The following is a 15,869-nucleotide window of genomic DNA, read 5'->3' on the forward strand; positions in this document are numbered from 1 at the left end:
CGCTGATAATCAATCCACGACATCGCCATCTGAGAGCGATAGGGGAATCTTAGTGACCATCTCTGAACGTATCGTGCGCACCACCTCCCAACAATTATTGCCGGGCATGACTTGTTTGGATGAGTGGCAACTTCGCATGCAAGCCACCCTCAACTTCGCGACCTGCTTCTCCAAAGAGCAGGTCGCGCGCTTGGCTTGGGACGTGACGACGCACCATTTTGCTGGTTTGATCGGGGTCGTCATGCACTTGTCGCCCCAGCGCATTCTTCGTCAGGCAGCGAGCTTGAGTCAGGGGGATATGGACTATCTGATGGTCGATCTAGTGCTGAACGGAGAGCTACTCTGCGTCACGCCGTTCGGCGAAGTCACCGCCCGCTCTGGCGACATTCTGTTACTCGACCTACTGCAAGAGAGCGCTGTGTGCATCGAGCGGCCCGCCTCGATCCTCTCCTGGATTTTGCCCCGTGCAGCCTGGCTCGAAGAGCCTTCGGCCCTGCACGGCCAAGTCATCAATCATCGCCAGCCCGCTGCTCGATTACTCGGCGTTCATCTCAAGGAACTCATCGCGTGCAGTGACACGTTACATGCCAACGATGTGGCGTTCTATGGTGAGGAGAGTGCGCATCTCTTAGTACGCGCCCTCTCCCAAACCCTTGGCAGCGGGACACAGCATGAAAAGGAACACCCGCTACTGGGCCGGCTGTGTCTCTATATCGAGCGTCATCTGCACGATCACTCCCTCTCACCACTTGCCTTGTCACAACGCTTTGGGCTGGCGCGCGCCTCTCTATATCGGTTATTCGAGCCAATGGGTGGGGTGGCTGGCTACATTCGCAAGCGACGCCTCATCAGAGCACGTCGCTATCTATTGGAACCGCGCTATCGCCATTTACGGATCTCCCAGGTCGCCGATCAGTGTGGCCTGGAGGCCGCGAGCTTTAGTCGGCTGTTCGTGCAAGCGTTCGGCTTGCCCCCTCGCCAAGTTCGTGAACTATGCCTGTCAGCGAAGACGCTGCCTTTCGAAGAGGAAGCCGACATACAGAGAGCCCATTTAGGCTGGTTTCGGCAGCTGTAAGACCTGTGATGGTATGAACATAAAAAAGCCCTTGCGTGGCAAGGGCTTCATTCCAATATGACTTAACCTCGATAGTAGCCAGGCGTCACAAACGGCATGGGCGCGACACTCATGGGGAGTTGCTTGCCACGCACCAGTGCATACACGGTCGTGCCCGGAGCTTCCCACTCCCGAGACACGTACCCCATGGCCACAGGCTTGCCGACGCTAGGCCCGAAACCACCGGACGTTACCACGCCGATCTCTGTCCCAGCTTCGTCGACCAGCAAGCTCCCTTCACGTACCGGCGCTCGCCCTTCCCCTAGCAAGCCAACCCGCTTGCGTGAGTGATCTTTAGCTTCCACTTGGTGCAAAATCACATCGGCGCCAGGGAAGCCCGCTGACCGCTCTCCGCCTCGCCGACGGGGTTTACCAATGGCCCAGATCAAACTGGCTTCGACGGGCGTGGTATGCGGGTCCATATCGTGACCATACAAACATAGGCCTGCCTCCAGGCGCAGTGAATCTCGAGCGCCCAAACCAATGGCCTCCACTTCTGGCTCAGCCAATAGTGCCTCTGCTAACGCCTGACTCTCCTCCGCCGCAACCGACACCTCGAAGCCATCTTCGCCGGTGTATCCACTGCGGCTGATCCACACCTCACAACCCGCCAGCGTGTAACGGCCATGTTGCATGAACGTCAATTCGCAGGCTTGCGGGCAGAGGCGCTGCATCACGTCACGCGCTTGGGGTCCTTGAAGCGCCAGCAACCCCCGGTCCAGTACGTCGATCTGATGGGTGCTACCCAAATTGGCGCGTAAATGGGCGATATCCTGCTCTTTACACGCCGCGTTCACTACCAAGTAGAAGTGATCCCCCGCGTTGACGGCCATCAGGTCGTCGAGAATACCGCCGTCAGTACTGGTAAAGAGACCATATCGCTGCTGCCCTTTTTCCAATCCCACCAAATCTGCGGGAATCAGGCTTTCCAGCGCTTCGGCGACCTGCTCACCGGACACCAAAATCTGCCCCATGTGCGACACATCAAAGAGTCCGCAGCGCTGACGGGTGTGCTCGTGCTCTTTTTTCACCCCTAACGGATACTGCACCGGCATCTCGTATCCAGCGAACGGCACCATCTTGGCACCGAGCTGAATGTGCAGCGCATGAAGTGGCGTTCGGTTCAGATCAGTCATGGCATGTCCTCTATCAAGAAAGAGAAACGGGAAGCCTGACAAGGCTTCCCGGCTCTAATACATCGTGCATCGCCTGCTAAGGAGCAGACCTTATTTATCATGATCCAGGGCTTCGCCCGGCAGCACGTCCTTACCTGCAAAATAATCCCGAGTCAGCTTAAAGACAACGGGGGACAGCAGTGCCAAGGCAATGAGGTTGGGAATCGCCATCATGGCATTGAAGGTGTCCGCCATCAGCCAGATAAAGCCCAGCTGTGCAATAGCACCCAGCGGAATGGCCAGCACGAACAACACGCGGTAAAGCATGATGGAGCGAGTGCCAAACAGGAACTGGCAACATTTCTCACCGTAGAACGACCAGCCAAGAATCGTGGTGAACGCAAAGATCGCCAGCGCAATGGCCACGATTTGATTACCAAAACCAGGCAGTGCCGCATCAAAGGAGAGCGCAGTGAGCGAAGCGCCCGCTTCACCTTCCATCCAGACCGTCGAGGTCAGAATGACCAGCGCGGTGATGGTGCAGACGATGATAGTGTCGATGAACGTCCCCAGCATGGCAATCAAGCCCTGGCGGACCGGATTCTTCGTCTGAGCCGCTGCGTGAGCAATAGGCGCACTCCCCAGACCGGCCTCGTTGGAGAAGATACCGCGCGCTACACCGAAGCGAATGGCGGCCATCACAGCGGCACCTGCAAAACCACCGGCTGCGGCCATGGGATTGAAGGCGTAGTAGAAGATCAGTCCAAAGGCATCACCAATTTGGCCCGCATTGACGATCAGCACCAGCAGGCCGGCAATGACGTACGCGATGCCCATTACCGGCACCAGTTTACCAGCCACCTTGGCAATACGTTTGATGCCGCCCAGAATTACCGCCCCAGCAAGCACCATGATGATGACACCGGTCAACCAGTGCGGAACACCGAAGGTGGCATCCATGGCGTCCGCCACGGAGTTGGACTGTACGGTATTACCAATCCCGAAGGCCGCCACTGCGCCAAAGAACGAGAACAGCCCGCCTAGCCACAGCCACTTACGGCCCAAGCCATTCTTGATGTAGAACATCGGCCCGCCCACGTGATAGCCGGTACTGTCGGTTTCCCGATAGCGTACCGCCAACACGGCTTCAGCGAACTTGGTCGCCATACCCACCAGCGCGGTGATCCACATCCAGAACACGGCTCCAGGGCCACCGAGCGCGATGGCGGTCGCCACACCGGCGATGTTACCGGTGCCAATCGTCGCAGACAGCGCCGTCATCAGCGCGTTAAAGGGAGAGATTTCCCCCTCATCGCTTGGCTGAGCCGGGGTTTTATCGGACGGCTTGGCATCTCGGCCTTGCCACATTAGCTTGAAACCCATGCCGAGTTTGCGGATCGGCATCAGTTTCAAGCCAATTTGCAGGTAAATACCGACCCCCAATAGCAGGATCAGCATTAACGGGCCCCATACGATCCCGTTAATGGCCCCTAATAGGCTGGTTAATGTTTCCACGCGACTCTCCTTACCCAATTGATTCATGCATTTGTTATGAAGGTTAGGTTGTTCATCCACTCACCGGCAGATGAAATCACCAAGCGTCTCTACCATAGCGCTTAATTCACGCTGGAAAAACGCATGATGGGTATGTTTTACACCATTTTATAAGAGCGCTTCCACGCCAATGTCGCTTGATGGCAGAGAAAGCTCCCCTTTATGAAACTCACCAGACGCCTGAAACCCAGGAAAAAGAAGCGCCCTTCTTCGCCTTTTGGCGACAATGAAGAAACTTGTTTCCAATAAGAAACACGGTACCATAGGCGCATTCACGCGCGCTGTCGCGCGGGCCGCAGTCGCCAAGGCGAACGACAAACGCTAGTATGCCGTTGTTCTGTCCACTGACTTGAAAAGGAATCACCATGAGCAATCTTCCTGCCAATCTTCGTTACGCCGCCAGCCACGAGTGGGTGCTGGACAACCAAGACGGCACCGTGACCGTTGGAATCACCGACCACGCGCAAGAAGCGCTGGGCGACGTGGTTTTCGTCGAGCTGCCCGAAGTGGGTCAAGCTTTGACGAAAGGTAAAGAGTTCGGTGTCATCGAGTCCGTGAAAGCCGCTTCTGACCTTTATGCCCCCGTCGACGGTGAAGTGGTGGAAGTCAACGAAGCTCTCGAAGACGCTCCTGAAACGGTCAACGAAGCCCCTTATGAAGGCGGCTGGATCATGAAGGTTCGCGTTAACGACCAAGCCTTCGAAGGTTTATTAGACGCCGATGCGTATCAAGCGACGCTGAGCGCCGACGACTAAACTACGTCGTTGAAGCGCCTGCCCTGTTGGCAGGCGCTTCTTGATCGCCTCTGCACGGTTTTTTCATCACGTCCGGAATCTCCCCATGCCTTTTGAATCACGCCGTTTGGCCGAACTGGCCGACCACGATGCTTTTATCAAACGTCATAACGGGCCTAGCCCCGACGATGTCGCCACCATGTTAAAAGCGCTCAACATGCAGCGCATGGAAGACCTGATTGAGCAAACCGTGCCAAGCGACATTCGCCTTGGCCGTGAACTTGACCTCGACGACCCACGCAGTGAAGCGGAAGCGTTGGAGTACCTGAGCCAACTCGCCCGTCAAAATCGTGTCACTAAAAGTTATATTGGTCAGGGCTATTACAATACCCATATGCCTGCGGTGATTCAGCGCAACGTGCTAGAAAATCCCGGCTGGTATACCGCTTATACACCTTATCAACCCGAAATCTCTCAGGGTCGTTTGGAAGGCCTTTTGAATTTTCAACAGGTCATCATGGACCTGACCGGCATGGAGCTTGCCAATGCTTCTCTGCTGGATGAAGCCACCGCCGCCGCAGAAGCCATGGCGCTATGTAAGCGTGGCAATAAAAAGAGCAAGTCAAACGCTTTCTTCGTAGCAGACGACCTCTTTCCGCAAACGCTGGACGTCGTCAAAACCCGTGCCGAGTTCTTTGGTTTCGAGCTGATTACCGGCCCCGCCGAGCGTCTTGCCGAGCACGATGTGTTTGGTGCCTTAGTGCAGTACCCGTCTGCCAGCGGCCGCATTACCGACCTCTCGCCGATGCTCAAGGCGGCCCAAGAGCGCGGCATCATGACGTGTGTAGCGACCGATCTGCTCAGTCTGGTGTTGCTGAAAGAGCCTGGCGCGATGGGAGCCGATATCGTCGTAGGTAACTCCCAGCGCTTTGGCGTGCCCATGGGCTTTGGTGGGCCCCATGCCGCTTTCTTTGCCACCTCCGACAAACTCAAGCGGTCGATTCCCGGGCGAATCATCGGCGTCTCCAAAGACAGCCGAGGCAAAACGGCACTGCGCATGGCTATGCAGACCCGCGAGCAGCACATTCGCCGTGAGAAAGCGACCTCGAACATTTGTACCGCGCAAGCGCTGCTAGCCAATATCGCCGGCTTCTATGCCACGTATCATGGCGCTGAAGGGCTACGCAAGATCGCGGGTCGCGTTCACCGCCTGACCACCGTGCTGGCTACCGGCCTGCAGCAGGCCGGCGTTCAACTCGCCAACGAGACTTGGTTCGATACGCTACGCCTCACCCAGGTAGACGCCGGCAAAATTCATGGCCGCGCCATGACCCACGACATCAACCTGCACTACTTCGCCAATGGTGATGTGGGTATTAGCCTGGATGAAACGACCACTGCCCACGATGTCGCCGCGCTATTCGATGTGCTGCTGGGCGATGAACATGGCTTGGCAGTGGCCGCGCTGGACGAGCAGGTCATTGCCGACCAGCTCAGCGGCATTCCAGCGGCTTACCAGCGGAACAGTGACTTCCTCACTCATCCCACGTTCAAGCGCTACCGCAGTGAAACGGAGATGCTGCGCTACTTGAAGCGCCTTGAAAACAAAGATTTGTCGCTGGCCCATGCCATGATCCCGCTGGGTTCGTGCACCATGAAGCTCAACGCGACTAGCGAGATGATTCCTGTCTCCTGGCCTGCGTTTGCCAACCTGCACCCGTTTGCGCCTCGCGACCAAGTAGCGGGCTACCATCAGATGATTGATGAGCTGGCAGCTTTCCTGGTCGAAGTGACCGGTTATGACCATATCTCTATGCAGCCCAACTCGGGTGCCCAAGGGGAATACGCGGGTCTGCTGGCGATTCGCCGCTATCAGGCTGCGCAAGGTGAAGCTCATCGCGACGTGTGCTTGATTCCTAGCTCCGCTCACGGCACGAACCCAGCCTCCGCCGCCATGCTGAGCATGGACGTGGTCGTCGTCGAGTGTGACGCGAACGGTAACATCGACTTGGACGACTTGACCCGCAAAGCCGAGCAGCACAGCGAGCGGCTGTCAGCGGTAATGATTACCTACCCGTCGACCCATGGCGTATTCGAGTCGCACGTTCGGAAAGTGTGTGAAGTGGTTCACCAACACGGTGGTCAAGTGTACGTCGATGGCGCGAACATGAATGCTCAGGTTGGCCTCACTCGCCCTGGCGACTTCGGCGGCGACGTGTCTCACCTAAACCTGCATAAAACGTTCTGCATTCCCCACGGCGGCGGCGGCCCCGGCATGGGCCCGATCGGCGTAAAGGCCCACTTGGCGCCGTTCGTTTCCAATCATGTGGTGACCCCCATCAACGGCGTCAACCCTGAGAGCGGTGCTGTGTCGGCAGCAGCCTTTGGCAGCGCCTCCATCCTGCCGATCTCGTGGGCGTACATCAAAATGATGGGAGCCCGTGGCCTGCGCGAAGCCACCGAGCTGGCCATTCTGAACGCCAACTATATTGCTAAGCGTTTAGAAGCGTCCTATCCGATTCTCTATCGCGGCCAGAACGGTACGGTTGCCCATGAGTGCATCATCGATATCCGCCCGCTGAAGAGCGCATCTGGCATCAGCGAAGAGGATATCGCTAAACGCTTGATGGATTACGGCTTCCACGCGCCGACCATGTCGTTCCCGGTGCCGGGTACGCTGATGATCGAGCCGACGGAGTCTGAATCGCTTTACGAAATCGATCGTTTCTGCGATGCCATGATTTCCATTCGGGAAGAGATTGCACGGGTAGAGAGCGGTGAATGGCCGCTGGATAATAACCCGCTGGTCAATGCGCCCCACACCCAAGCCGATCTGATGGATAGCGCGTGGGAGCGTCCTTATGATCGTCAGCTAGGCGCTTTCCCCACTGAGGCGGTGATGGCCTCTAAATACTGGCCTTCGGTCAACCGGGTCGATAACGTCTTTGGTGATCGCCAGTTGATCTGCTCCTGCCCCAGTATCGATGAGTATCGCCATTAATCGATGACGTTAGCGCTGTAAATAACGCCTCTGGTCTCTCTCATTCGGGGACCAGGGGCGTTTTTTCTTGCAAGCGCTGATCATGAAAACCGTTGAGCAGCTTCTCATAGCGCTTGGGCAAGACGGAGTCTTGGCGGCGAAGAAGATAGAGCACTTCGTTGATCGCTTGCGGAAGCGCCAACGCCTTTACCTGCCGCTGCCAGGGTGACGTTTCGAGCACTAAGCGCGAGACCACCGTAAAGCCCAGCCCCCTCGCCACGGCATCCAACACCATGCTGACTTCGTTGGTGAACCCCTGGTGGCGAAAGTGCGTCATGGAGCGAAACTCATCGGGATAGTTGGCTCGCAACAGCGCATTGGCGTGATTGATGCCATCGTAGTAATTGATGAAGCCAATGCCCATCAGCTCCGACAGCGTGCTGCCTGCAAAATCGGCAGGCACGACTAAGCAGAGTGGCTCTTTATGCCACACCGTACAGTTGAGTTCCGGGTGATTGACCTGCTCGGTCACGATACCGATATCGTAGCGGCCTTCTAGCAGGTCGTTGACGATCTCATGGTTGAACGCAAAGCTATAGTTGACCGTGAGATTAGGGTGCATTTGCTGCTGCCCCAAAATGTAGGGGTAGAACATCAGCCCGACGCTACCGGGAGAGGCGATTCGACACTCGCCGCTGTCCAGGGAATCGTCATCTAAGCCATGGCGAAACTGCTCATGTTCGGCGAATAGCTTCAACGCGTAATCGTAAGCACGGCGCCCCGATTCGGTTAGCGTAAAACTTCTGCCACGGCGCTCTAACAGCGTTTTGCCAAGATAGCTTTCCAACTTACGAATATGCTGGCTAACCCCAGGCTGCGTCATCTCTAGACGACGCGCCGTTCGTGTGAAACTGCCGGTTTCCACTAACGTTATAAACGTCCGAAAATATTGGGCATTAAACATAGGGTTTGAGCAACATCCTCATTATCCATCATCGTAAGACGCTGATATGGGTCGCTAACGTCACCATCCCGACCCGCCTACCGTGCGCACTTGCAGGGCCCTAGAGTAGCACAAACGCTACCAAGACGGTCGCTTAGCCCCATTGCTGAACCGCACCCAGCAGCGTGCTAGTATGCAGTTTCGTTACGAACACTCTTAGGGATAGCCAGACTAATGACGCAGACCCCAGCGCCTCGTGCCACGATTTCCAGCATTATTTCTCCTGAAGGCAGCCTCGAAGTTCTTTCACAGCATGAGGTCAACCGGCTCAAGAGCACGTCCAAAAGTGGTTTGCACGATTTATTGCGCCGATGCGCGCTTGCCGTCCTCAATTGCGGCAGCCCTACCGATGACAGCTTAGCCATCCTGGAAGCCTACAAAGATTTTGACATCGAGGTACTGCAACAAGATCGCGGCATTCGGCTGAAGCTCACCAATGCGCCCGCAGAGGCCTTCGTAGACGGGCGCATGATTCGCGGCATTCGTGAACATCTCTCGTCGATCATTCGCGATATCGTGTATGTCTATAACGAGATTCAACACCACAACCGTTTCGACCTGACCACGGGCGAAGGCACGACCAACGCGGTGTTTCACATTTTACGCAAGGCAGGCACCCTCAAACCGGGCCGCGACCCAAGTCTCGTGGTGTGCTGGGGCGGTCACTCCATTTCCCGTGAAGAGTACGAATATACCAAGGATGTGGGTTACCACCTGGGCTTGCGCGATCTGGACATTTGCACTGGCTGCGGCCCTGGAGCCATGAAAGGACCCATGAAGGGCGCCAACGTGGCGCATGCCAAACAGCGGCGCAAAGATGGCCGCTACTTGGGTATTTCAGAGCCTGGCATCATCGCCGCCGAAGCGCCCAACCCTATCGTCAACGAACTCGTAGTCATGCCGGATATCGAGAAGCGTCTGGAAGCGTTCGTCCGCCTGGGCCACGGCATCATCGTCTTCCCTGGCGGCGTGGGTACCGCCGAAGAGATCCTCTACCTACTAGGTATTCTGTTGCACCCCAGCAACCAAGAGATTCCCTTCCCTCTCATCTTCACCGGTCCAGCGAGCGCATCCGCCTACTTCCAGAAAATCGATGAATTTCTGGTGTACACCCTGGGCGAAGAGATTCGCCGCTACTACACCATCATTACCGGCGACCCAGTGGCCGTGGCCCGCAAAATGCGCGACGGTATCGACCAGATCGCCGATTTCCGCCGCCAGCATCAGGATGCCTTTTACTACAACTGGCGCTTGACCATTGCTCGCGAATTTCAGGCCCCCTTCGAGCCTACCCACGAAGCAATGCGCGGTCTAGCGCTGCACCGTCAGCAACCCACGCATGAACTAGCGGCCAATTTGCGCCGCGCCTTCTCGGGCATCGTGGCGGGTAACGTCAAGGAACCCGGCATCCGCGCCATCGAAGCGCATGGCCCCTTCGAGCTCACTGCCGAACCAGAGCTCATGCAGCGGCTGGATGCTCTGCTGAGTTCGTTTGTTGCCCAAGGCCGCATGAAGCTGGATGGCCAGCCCTATACGCCCTGCTACGTTCTGAAATAGCCTTAACCACCTGGCAGGCACTTCAGTGCCTGCCTGAGAGTCCATGCCGTGATCATTGCACTGCTTACGCTTGTCATTGCAGGCATCATCAAAGGCGCGATTGGTTCCGGCGTGCCGGTGGTGGTCGTGCCAGTGTTGACCATGCTTTACGACGTCAAACTGGCCATTGCAGTCTTGGTCGCCCCTAATCTGTTCAGCAATGCCCTTCAGGTATGGCAATACCGCACCCATCTGTTGCCTTGGCGCTTCTTGATGGCATTTGCCATGGCCGGTGGCGCTGGCATCGTTTTGGGCACGTGGGGCCTTGTCGTCCTGGCACCGGAGTACCTGTCGCTGGGGGTCGCAGGCGCCATTGTGCTGTACCTAGCCGTCAAGCTCTCGCGACGAGCGACCGCATTGCCTTTATCCATGGCCGAGCGCATCGTCCTACCCGTCGGGGTGTTAGCTGGCGTGTTACAGGGCGCTGCCGGCATGTCGGCCCCGGCATCGGTCACGTTCTTGAACGCCATGCAGCTGGAGCGCCGCGTCTTCATCGGCTCCATTTCGGTGTTTTTCGTCGCGATAACGCTGGTACAAATTCCCGCTCTTCTCAGCGCAGGCATCCTCACAGCTGAGCGCTTCGTCTACAGCCTGGGGGCGCTAATGGTGATTCTTGTCGGTATGCCTTTAGGCGCTCGCTTAGGACAGCGCCTGCCGCACCGCTGGTTCGACAATATGATCATGTGCTTGTTAGCCAGCATTGCCGTGAAAATCATCGTCGACGCATGGCTGGCATGATCAACGACCGGGCCTCTGCACGATGGCTCATTAACCGCTACACTGAATCGACACATCGCGCCGCAGACATTGGCGTGCAGACGATGCGTATCACGTATTGACAAGGAAAGGAGCACGACATGGAAATGATCGACCAACTGCAAGATGGCAAAACCAAAGCTTTCGCCAAGCACTGTTTCGAGCGCTACTCTCCCGAGGAACTCAACAGCGCGGCAGAAGGCGCGCCAGATCAAGCGGAAATGGAGCACTGGGGCATCACTGCCGGACAGTGGGAAGAAGCCGTTGCAGCAGCGCTCGCCGATCACAAAGCGCAAGGCTAACATCGCATGCGGTTACGCTTGGCTGATGAAGGAACATCAAGCAGGCGGGTCAGTCAAAAATACAGATTCGGCGCAATGGAACAAGGAGGTTCACATGAGAAAATGGGTAGTGATGGCCCTCTTCAACTGGCTTCGCAAGCCAGCTAATCGTCAAAAGGCCAAAGCTGCCTGGAACGACTTACGCGGTCAACAAAAGCGCCCTTCAGGTGCGTCGTCGCCATCTTCAAGCCGCAATGCTTCACGACACCCCCATTCTTCCCGCGACCACCGCCGGTAACTAATATAAGTCTGGCCTTGAGAAAGGCCAGTTTTTATCCGTGACACGACACAAAAAAGCCGCTTCGATGAACGAAGCGGCTTTTCAGTATTGGTCGGAGTGACAGGATTCGAACCTGCGACCTTTGCAACCCCATTGCAACGCGCTACCAAGCTGCGCCACACTCCGATGTCTATATGGCTTTTGCCTCAAGACGGTGCGTATACTATCGCTTTATTAGCCAAATGAAAAGCCCTTTTTGCGCTTTCTTTTCAAATGCTTGCCGTTAGGCACGTTGCAGCGTTATCGGTCTGCCTCTTTTAGCAAAGTGGCCATAGCGTCATAGACCTTGGGCGTGGTGACCAAGAGCTGCTCTGGAAAGAGATCAGCAGGAACATTGGCAGGCACATCAATAAGGTGTCCTACTTGCGCACCGGCTTCGCGTGCGATAACCCAACCCGCTACAAAATCCCAAGGGGAGACAGTTTCGTAATAGGCGTCCAACCGGCCGCAGGCGACATCGCAAATGTCCAGCGCCGCTGAGCCGTTACGGCGTACATCTTGGCAATGGGTTAACGCTGCTTCAAGGCGGGGTAGTAACTGTTTACGAGCCGCCTTGTCGTAGGGAAAGCCGGTGCCCACTAGCGTGCTTTCCAGCGAATCGGCATCACTTGGCGTGATGGGCTGCTGGTTACAAAATGCGCCTAACCCTTGGGCAGCGCTAAAGGTGTCGTTCAGGAAGGGAGCATGCACCACACCGACCTTACCAACCCCCTGCTCAATCCAACCGATGGAGACCGCCACATGACGCAAGCCTTGGGCAAAATTCACCGTGCCATCGATGGGGTCTACGACCCACAGCTGCTCAGCGGGGTTGTGAAGCGCTTCTTCGGGGTTTAGCTCTTCGCTCAGGCGAGCCTCTCCTGGGAAGTGCTCTTCCAAGCGCTGGCTAATTAGCTTGTCCACCGCCACATCCACATCGGTGACTAGCTCGATACCGGCCTTTAGTCGCTGGCTAAAGGTTTGCTGCTCGCGGGCATCACGAATCATCTGCCCCGCTTCTTCTGCAATACGCACAGCCAACGCTAAGCGCTCTTCCAGGGTAATCGCCGCCATAGGTGCTCCGTTTCATTGGGTTAACGTCATCATTCACCCAGCATAAACGCTGCCATTTTTAGGCGCTAGCGCAGTGCATCTACCAGCACATCAACGACCACGCGGGTGGCGGCTTCAATCAAGACCACGTCTGCCCCCACACGCTCCCATTCATAACCGGGATAACGGGGCAGTTGGTTAGCAATTGGGCCGTCAAAGCGCTTGGCAATACCAGGCGGCAGCGGCTTACCGCGCTCTAATTGGCGCTGAATACCCGGCGGCAGTGGCTCGGCGCGAGGGGCATCGTACTGGCGCAGTAAATTGAGAAGGTCGCGCTCGTTAATACGCGGCAAATCGACATAGCGTTGGTCGCGCTCATACTGGTGGCGCTGTTCATGATGATGCTTGGCATTACCGTGGTCTCGCGCACCGTGAGCAGGCGCATGGGCAGGCTGTGCGGAAGCGGCTGTATACCAAAACAGAGTGGCGAGTAAAACGCCCAAGGCGATGGGTCTCATAACTGGCTCCTTCAAGGCATTTAATCTATCTAAGAGCTTTGAGTATATAAGGCAATTGCGCAGGGAGTGTGAACAAAAGTGTGCATCTCAACATACAATCGTACCATTTACAGGAACTTGAGTCTGAGCTCCTTAAAGCGCCCCCTCCTATCCTATAGTGCAGTGATCAGGAGAACGAAGGTGAGCAACGAACCTATTGGTAAACGCTGGACTTTAAAGGCGCTCAGCCTGCTAGTGGAGGCTGAATGCAGAGCGGCCTAGGTAGGATAAAAATGCGGGGAAACTAATGCACACTAAGATAGTCACATTGGTAACAACAAGAAGAAATTTAATGTGAGTAAAATCAATATAAAAAATAATTATTTTATATTCACAGGCTTTAGATGTTAATAACAAAGCCGCTAAACAGCGGCTTTGTAAAAAACTATCCTCTATGGATTAAGGGTTAGTCGGGAAGATAGAACCATCTGTGATAGCAATTGAACCTGCCCCCCGGTTTGACTGGATGGGATCTGTCAAACTGCCCGATGAAATGAAGGCGTCTGCTACTTCTTGATCGGTGGGCGTGCTACCAGCATCTAGTACACAAGCCTGGAAAGTAAAATCAAGATCTGTTCCTATTGTAACTGTTGTACTGTCTTCGAGCGTTGACTCTGCTAAAACAGCACTGCGAAACGCGGAAAGCTCGCCCTGACATGCATTCAGTGAAGAACGATCCAGATAATTCCCATACTGCGGCACACCCACAGCAGCAAGCACACCGATAATCGCCACAACGATCAGCAGTTCGATGAGGGTGAAGCCCTGCTGCTTCTTGAAGCGGCGGGGTTGGTTGGGTTGGGTTGTTTGCATTGCGAGTTTCCCTTGCGGTGTTAGAGTCATGAGCAAGCCAAAGGTAAGTGAACCAAGGCCTAACATACGGCTTACAGTAGCTTACCGCCCTAGGGTTGGCAACTAGGTTTCTCAACCGTTCAACGACGTTTTTTCAGCCTATTTCGGTGCTTTGGAAGCGCTGTATCAGTACCTCGCATCAGGCAAATATGGTACAACTCTCAGCACAATTACCCAGCTTTCGAGAACGCCATGAGCCAAACCGCCCCGGAGTCTACGCTAAGCCATGCGGCCCTCAACGGAGGGTTACGCGGCATTGCTAAACGACTGGTCAAGCATGGCCTGTTAACCGATGCGCAAGCGACTGTGGCAGAGAGTACGGCGGCCGAACTCGAGATATCTCTCCTACAGCATGTTATCGATAGCGGGCTTGTCGAAGCGGATGCTGCGGCCGTGGCGGCTGCGTGGGAGTACGGCCTACCGGTGGTGGATCTCGAGGCCATTCGCGTCAGCGCCCTACCGCCTGCCAGCGACTATCCCGTCAAAATACTCGAGCGACTGGATATCTTACCCCTGGCTCGCCATGGCCACCGTTTGACCGTGGCCGTGCCCTACCCGGCCACGCTGACTCAGCTCGATGAGCTGCAGTTCGCGACCGGGCTTAGTGTCGATGGTGTACTGGCACCGGCTGACCAGTTGCGGAATACGCTAGTCCAGTACTTAGCTCAAAACGAGCGCAGCATGCTCGATGAGCTAGACAATATCGACGATGCCGTCAGTGCGCTCAACATCGTCCAACACGCTGATGGAGATGAGGTCGAGCTCGACAAAGCCTCCCAGAATAGTGACGATGCCCCCGTCGTTAAATTCGTCAACAAGATCCTGCTCGATGCCATCAGCCGAGGCGCATCGGACATTCACTTCGAGCCCTATGAAACCCAGTACCGGGTTCGTTTTCGTATCGATGGAATGCTGGTCGAAATCGCGCGACCACCCTTTGCGCTGCGTCACCGCATCGCAGCGCGCTTGAAGATCATGTCCCGGCTGGATATTTCAGAGCGTCGCTTGCCACAAGATGGCGCTCTGAAGCTGCAGCTTTCACGCACCCGCTCCATCGATTTCCGGGTCAACTCCCTACCCACGGTATGGGGGGAGAAAGTAGTGCTGCGGATATTGGACCCCACGTCCGCCCAGCTTGGAATCGACCAGCTCGGCTTTAGCCCTGAACAGCAGGCCGCTTACGAGTACGCGTTGAAAAAACCCCAAGGAATGATTTTGGTGACCGGGCCAACGGGCAGCGGTAAGACGGTGACACTTTACACCGGCATCAACATATTGAACCAAGTGCAGCGCAATATCTGCACCGCTGAAGATCCGGTCGAGATCAAGGTATCGGGTATCAACCAAGTCAACGTGCTGCCTAAAATTGGGCTTAACTTTGCTAGTGCGTTACGGGCGTTTCTTCGCCAAGACCCCGATGTGGTCATGGTGGGGGAAATTCGTGATTTGGAGACGGCGGAAATTGCGGTCAAAGCGGCGCAAACGGGTCACTTGGTGCTCTCCACCGTCCATACCAATTCGGCGGCAGAAACGCTCGCCCGTCTCGCGAACATGGGGGTGGCGACTTATAACATTGCCAGTTCGGTGAGCCTGATCATTGCACAGCGATTAGCACGCAAATTATGCAATCAGTGTAAAACACCGGCCGACATTCCGGCTGAGGCGCTGCGTAAAGCCGGTTTCAACCAGCAGGATATTCGCAACGCGACGATCTATAAAGCTGTGGGTTGTAAGCAGTGCACCCAGGGGTATAAAGGGCGGTTAGGCGTGTACGAGGTAGTGCCGATTACCGATGACATGCGTCAACTGATCATGCGCGATGGCAACGCCATCGAGATCGACCAGCAAGCGCGTCGCGAGGGCTACCCTAGCCTTTACCAAAGCTGCCTCAGCCGAGTCTTGGATGGCAGCACCAGCCTGGAAGAAGTCAACCGAATCAGTAAGGAGTAACGCCG

The 15,869-nt window shown here is 55.9% G+C and carries 14 protein-coding genes and 1 tRNA gene; 7 read left to right on the forward strand and 8 right to left on the reverse strand.

The genetic code is table 11. From position 1 onward, the window contains the following. The first annotated feature begins 52 nt into the window (after positions 1–52). Positions 53–1,075 (forward strand): helix-turn-helix domain-containing protein, encoded by a 1,023-nt coding sequence (locus CTT34_RS09715; protein WP_159342252.1) that lies wholly within the window; start codon positions 53–55, stop codon positions 1,073–1,075. A gap of 62 nt (positions 1,076–1,137) precedes the next feature. Here CTT34_RS09715 and gcvT read toward each other — a convergent pair whose 3' ends face one another. From gcvT to CTT34_RS09730, 3 genes are all read right to left on the reverse strand, one after another. Further along, entirely contained in the window at positions 1,138–2,250 is a 1,113-nt protein-coding gene (gcvT, locus tag CTT34_RS09720; RefSeq protein WP_159342253.1) for a glycine cleavage system aminomethyltransferase GcvT, read from the reverse strand. A gap of 90 nt (positions 2,251–2,340) precedes the next feature. Then, a complete protein-coding gene (locus tag CTT34_RS09725) occupies positions 2,341–3,744 on the reverse strand; it encodes an alanine/glycine:cation symporter family protein (RefSeq protein ID WP_159342254.1) in 1,404 nt (467 codons plus the stop codon). Positions 3,745–3,952: 208 nt separating this feature from the next. Further along, positions 3,953–4,150 carry a hypothetical protein gene (locus CTT34_RS09730; protein ID WP_159342255.1) on the reverse strand — a complete coding sequence of 66 codons (198 nt, stop codon included), beginning with the start codon at positions 4,148–4,150 and terminating at the stop codon, positions 3,953–3,955. On the opposite strand from CTT34_RS09730, the gene gcvH reads away from it, so the two are divergent. Together gcvH and gcvP are read left to right on the forward strand one after the other, a co-directional pair. Beyond that, positions 4,149–4,538, forward strand: coding sequence for a glycine cleavage system protein GcvH (gene gcvH / locus CTT34_RS09735; RefSeq protein ID WP_159342256.1), 390 nt, complete (start codon positions 4,149–4,151; stop codon positions 4,536–4,538). The two genes, CTT34_RS09730 and gcvH, sit on opposite strands and share 2 nt — an antisense overlap. 85 nt (positions 4,539–4,623) lie before the next feature. Then, a complete protein-coding gene (gene gcvP, locus CTT34_RS09740) occupies positions 4,624–7,518 on the forward strand; it encodes an aminomethyl-transferring glycine dehydrogenase (RefSeq protein ID WP_159342257.1) in 2,895 nt (964 codons plus the stop codon). Positions 7,519–7,558: 40 nt separating this feature from the next. On the opposite strand, the gene CTT34_RS09745 is transcribed toward gcvP, so the two are convergent. Beyond that, entirely contained in the window at positions 7,559–8,461 is a 903-nt protein-coding gene (locus tag CTT34_RS09745; protein WP_159342258.1) for a LysR family transcriptional regulator, read from the reverse strand. 213 nt (positions 8,462–8,674) lie between these two features. Between CTT34_RS09745 and ppnN the strand changes: the two genes are divergently transcribed. The 3 genes from ppnN (at position 8,675) to CTT34_RS09760 (ending at position 11,154) form a co-directional block, all read left to right on the forward strand. Beyond that, the gene (ppnN, locus tag CTT34_RS09750; protein ID WP_159342259.1) at positions 8,675–10,057 is read left to right on the forward strand and encodes a nucleotide 5'-monophosphate nucleosidase PpnN; all 1,383 of its coding nucleotides are present in this window, start codon (positions 8,675–8,677) and stop codon (positions 10,055–10,057) included. A gap of 48 nt (positions 10,058–10,105) precedes the next feature. After that, a complete protein-coding gene (locus CTT34_RS09755) occupies positions 10,106–10,834 on the forward strand; it encodes a sulfite exporter TauE/SafE family protein (RefSeq protein ID WP_159342260.1) in 729 nt (242 codons plus the stop codon). A 119-nt stretch (positions 10,835–10,953) separates the two neighbouring features. Continuing rightward, entirely contained in the window at positions 10,954–11,154 is a 201-nt protein-coding gene (locus CTT34_RS09760; protein ID WP_159342261.1) for a hypothetical protein, read from the forward strand. A 368-nt stretch (positions 11,155–11,522) separates the two neighbouring features. On the opposite strand, the gene CTT34_RS09765 is transcribed toward CTT34_RS09760, so the two are convergent. The 4 genes from CTT34_RS09765 to CTT34_RS18595 form a co-directional block, all read right to left on the reverse strand. Further along, positions 11,523–11,599, reverse strand: a tRNA-Pro gene (locus tag CTT34_RS09765). 114 nt (positions 11,600–11,713) lie between these two features. Next, the gene (locus CTT34_RS09770) at positions 11,714–12,526 is read right to left on the reverse strand and encodes an inositol monophosphatase family protein (RefSeq protein ID WP_159342262.1); all 813 of its coding nucleotides are present in this window, start codon (positions 12,524–12,526) and stop codon (positions 11,714–11,716) included. 65 nt (positions 12,527–12,591) lie between these two features. Then, positions 12,592–13,023: an anti-virulence regulator CigR family protein gene (locus CTT34_RS09775; RefSeq protein ID WP_159342263.1), complete on the reverse strand. Its 432-nt coding sequence runs from the start codon at positions 13,021–13,023 to the stop codon at positions 12,592–12,594. A 438-nt stretch (positions 13,024–13,461) separates the two neighbouring features. Beyond that, entirely contained in the window at positions 13,462–13,875 is a 414-nt protein-coding gene (locus CTT34_RS18595) for a pilin (RefSeq protein ID WP_159342264.1), read from the reverse strand. Between the two features lie 231 nt (positions 13,876–14,106). Here CTT34_RS18595 and pilB point away from each other — a divergent pair, with 231 nt between their 5' ends. Beyond that, a complete protein-coding gene (pilB, locus tag CTT34_RS09785) occupies positions 14,107–15,864 on the forward strand; it encodes a type IV-A pilus assembly ATPase PilB (protein ID WP_159342265.1) in 1,758 nt (585 codons plus the stop codon). Positions 15,865–15,869 lie beyond the last annotated feature (5 nt).

The sequence above is a fragment of the Halomonas meridiana genome (genome assembly GCF_009846525.1).
Lineage (GTDB): Bacteria > Pseudomonadota > Gammaproteobacteria > Pseudomonadales > Halomonadaceae > Vreelandella.

Excerpts from the sequence above, each read along its gene's own strand:
- gcvT (WP_159342253.1), bottom strand. The coding sequence starts at position 2,250 with ATGACTGATCTGAACCGAACGCCACTTCATGCGCTGCACATTCAGCTC.
- gcvH (WP_159342256.1), top strand. The coding sequence starts at position 4,149 with ATGAGCAATCTTCCTGCCAATCTTCGTTACGCCGCCAGCCACGAGTGG.
- CTT34_RS09730 (WP_159342255.1), bottom strand. The coding sequence starts at position 4,150 with ATGGTGATTCCTTTTCAAGTCAGTGGACAGAACAACGGCATACTAGCG.
- gcvP (WP_159342257.1), top strand. The coding sequence starts at position 4,624 with ATGCCTTTTGAATCACGCCGTTTGGCCGAACTGGCCGACCACGATGCT.
- CTT34_RS09745 (WP_159342258.1), bottom strand. The coding sequence starts at position 8,461 with ATGTTTAATGCCCAATATTTTCGGACGTTTATAACGTTAGTGGAAACC.
- ppnN (WP_159342259.1), top strand. The coding sequence starts at position 8,675 with ATGACGCAGACCCCAGCGCCTCGTGCCACGATTTCCAGCATTATTTCT.
- CTT34_RS09760 (WP_159342261.1), top strand. The coding sequence starts at position 10,954 with ATGGAAATGATCGACCAACTGCAAGATGGCAAAACCAAAGCTTTCGCC.
- CTT34_RS09770 (WP_159342262.1), bottom strand. The coding sequence starts at position 12,526 with ATGGCGGCGATTACCCTGGAAGAGCGCTTAGCGTTGGCTGTGCGTATT.
- CTT34_RS09775 (WP_159342263.1), bottom strand. The coding sequence starts at position 13,023 with ATGAGACCCATCGCCTTGGGCGTTTTACTCGCCACTCTGTTTTGGTAT.
- CTT34_RS18595 (WP_159342264.1), bottom strand. The coding sequence starts at position 13,875 with ATGCAAACAACCCAACCCAACCAACCCCGCCGCTTCAAGAAGCAGCAG.
- pilB (WP_159342265.1), top strand. The coding sequence starts at position 14,107 with ATGAGCCAAACCGCCCCGGAGTCTACGCTAAGCCATGCGGCCCTCAAC.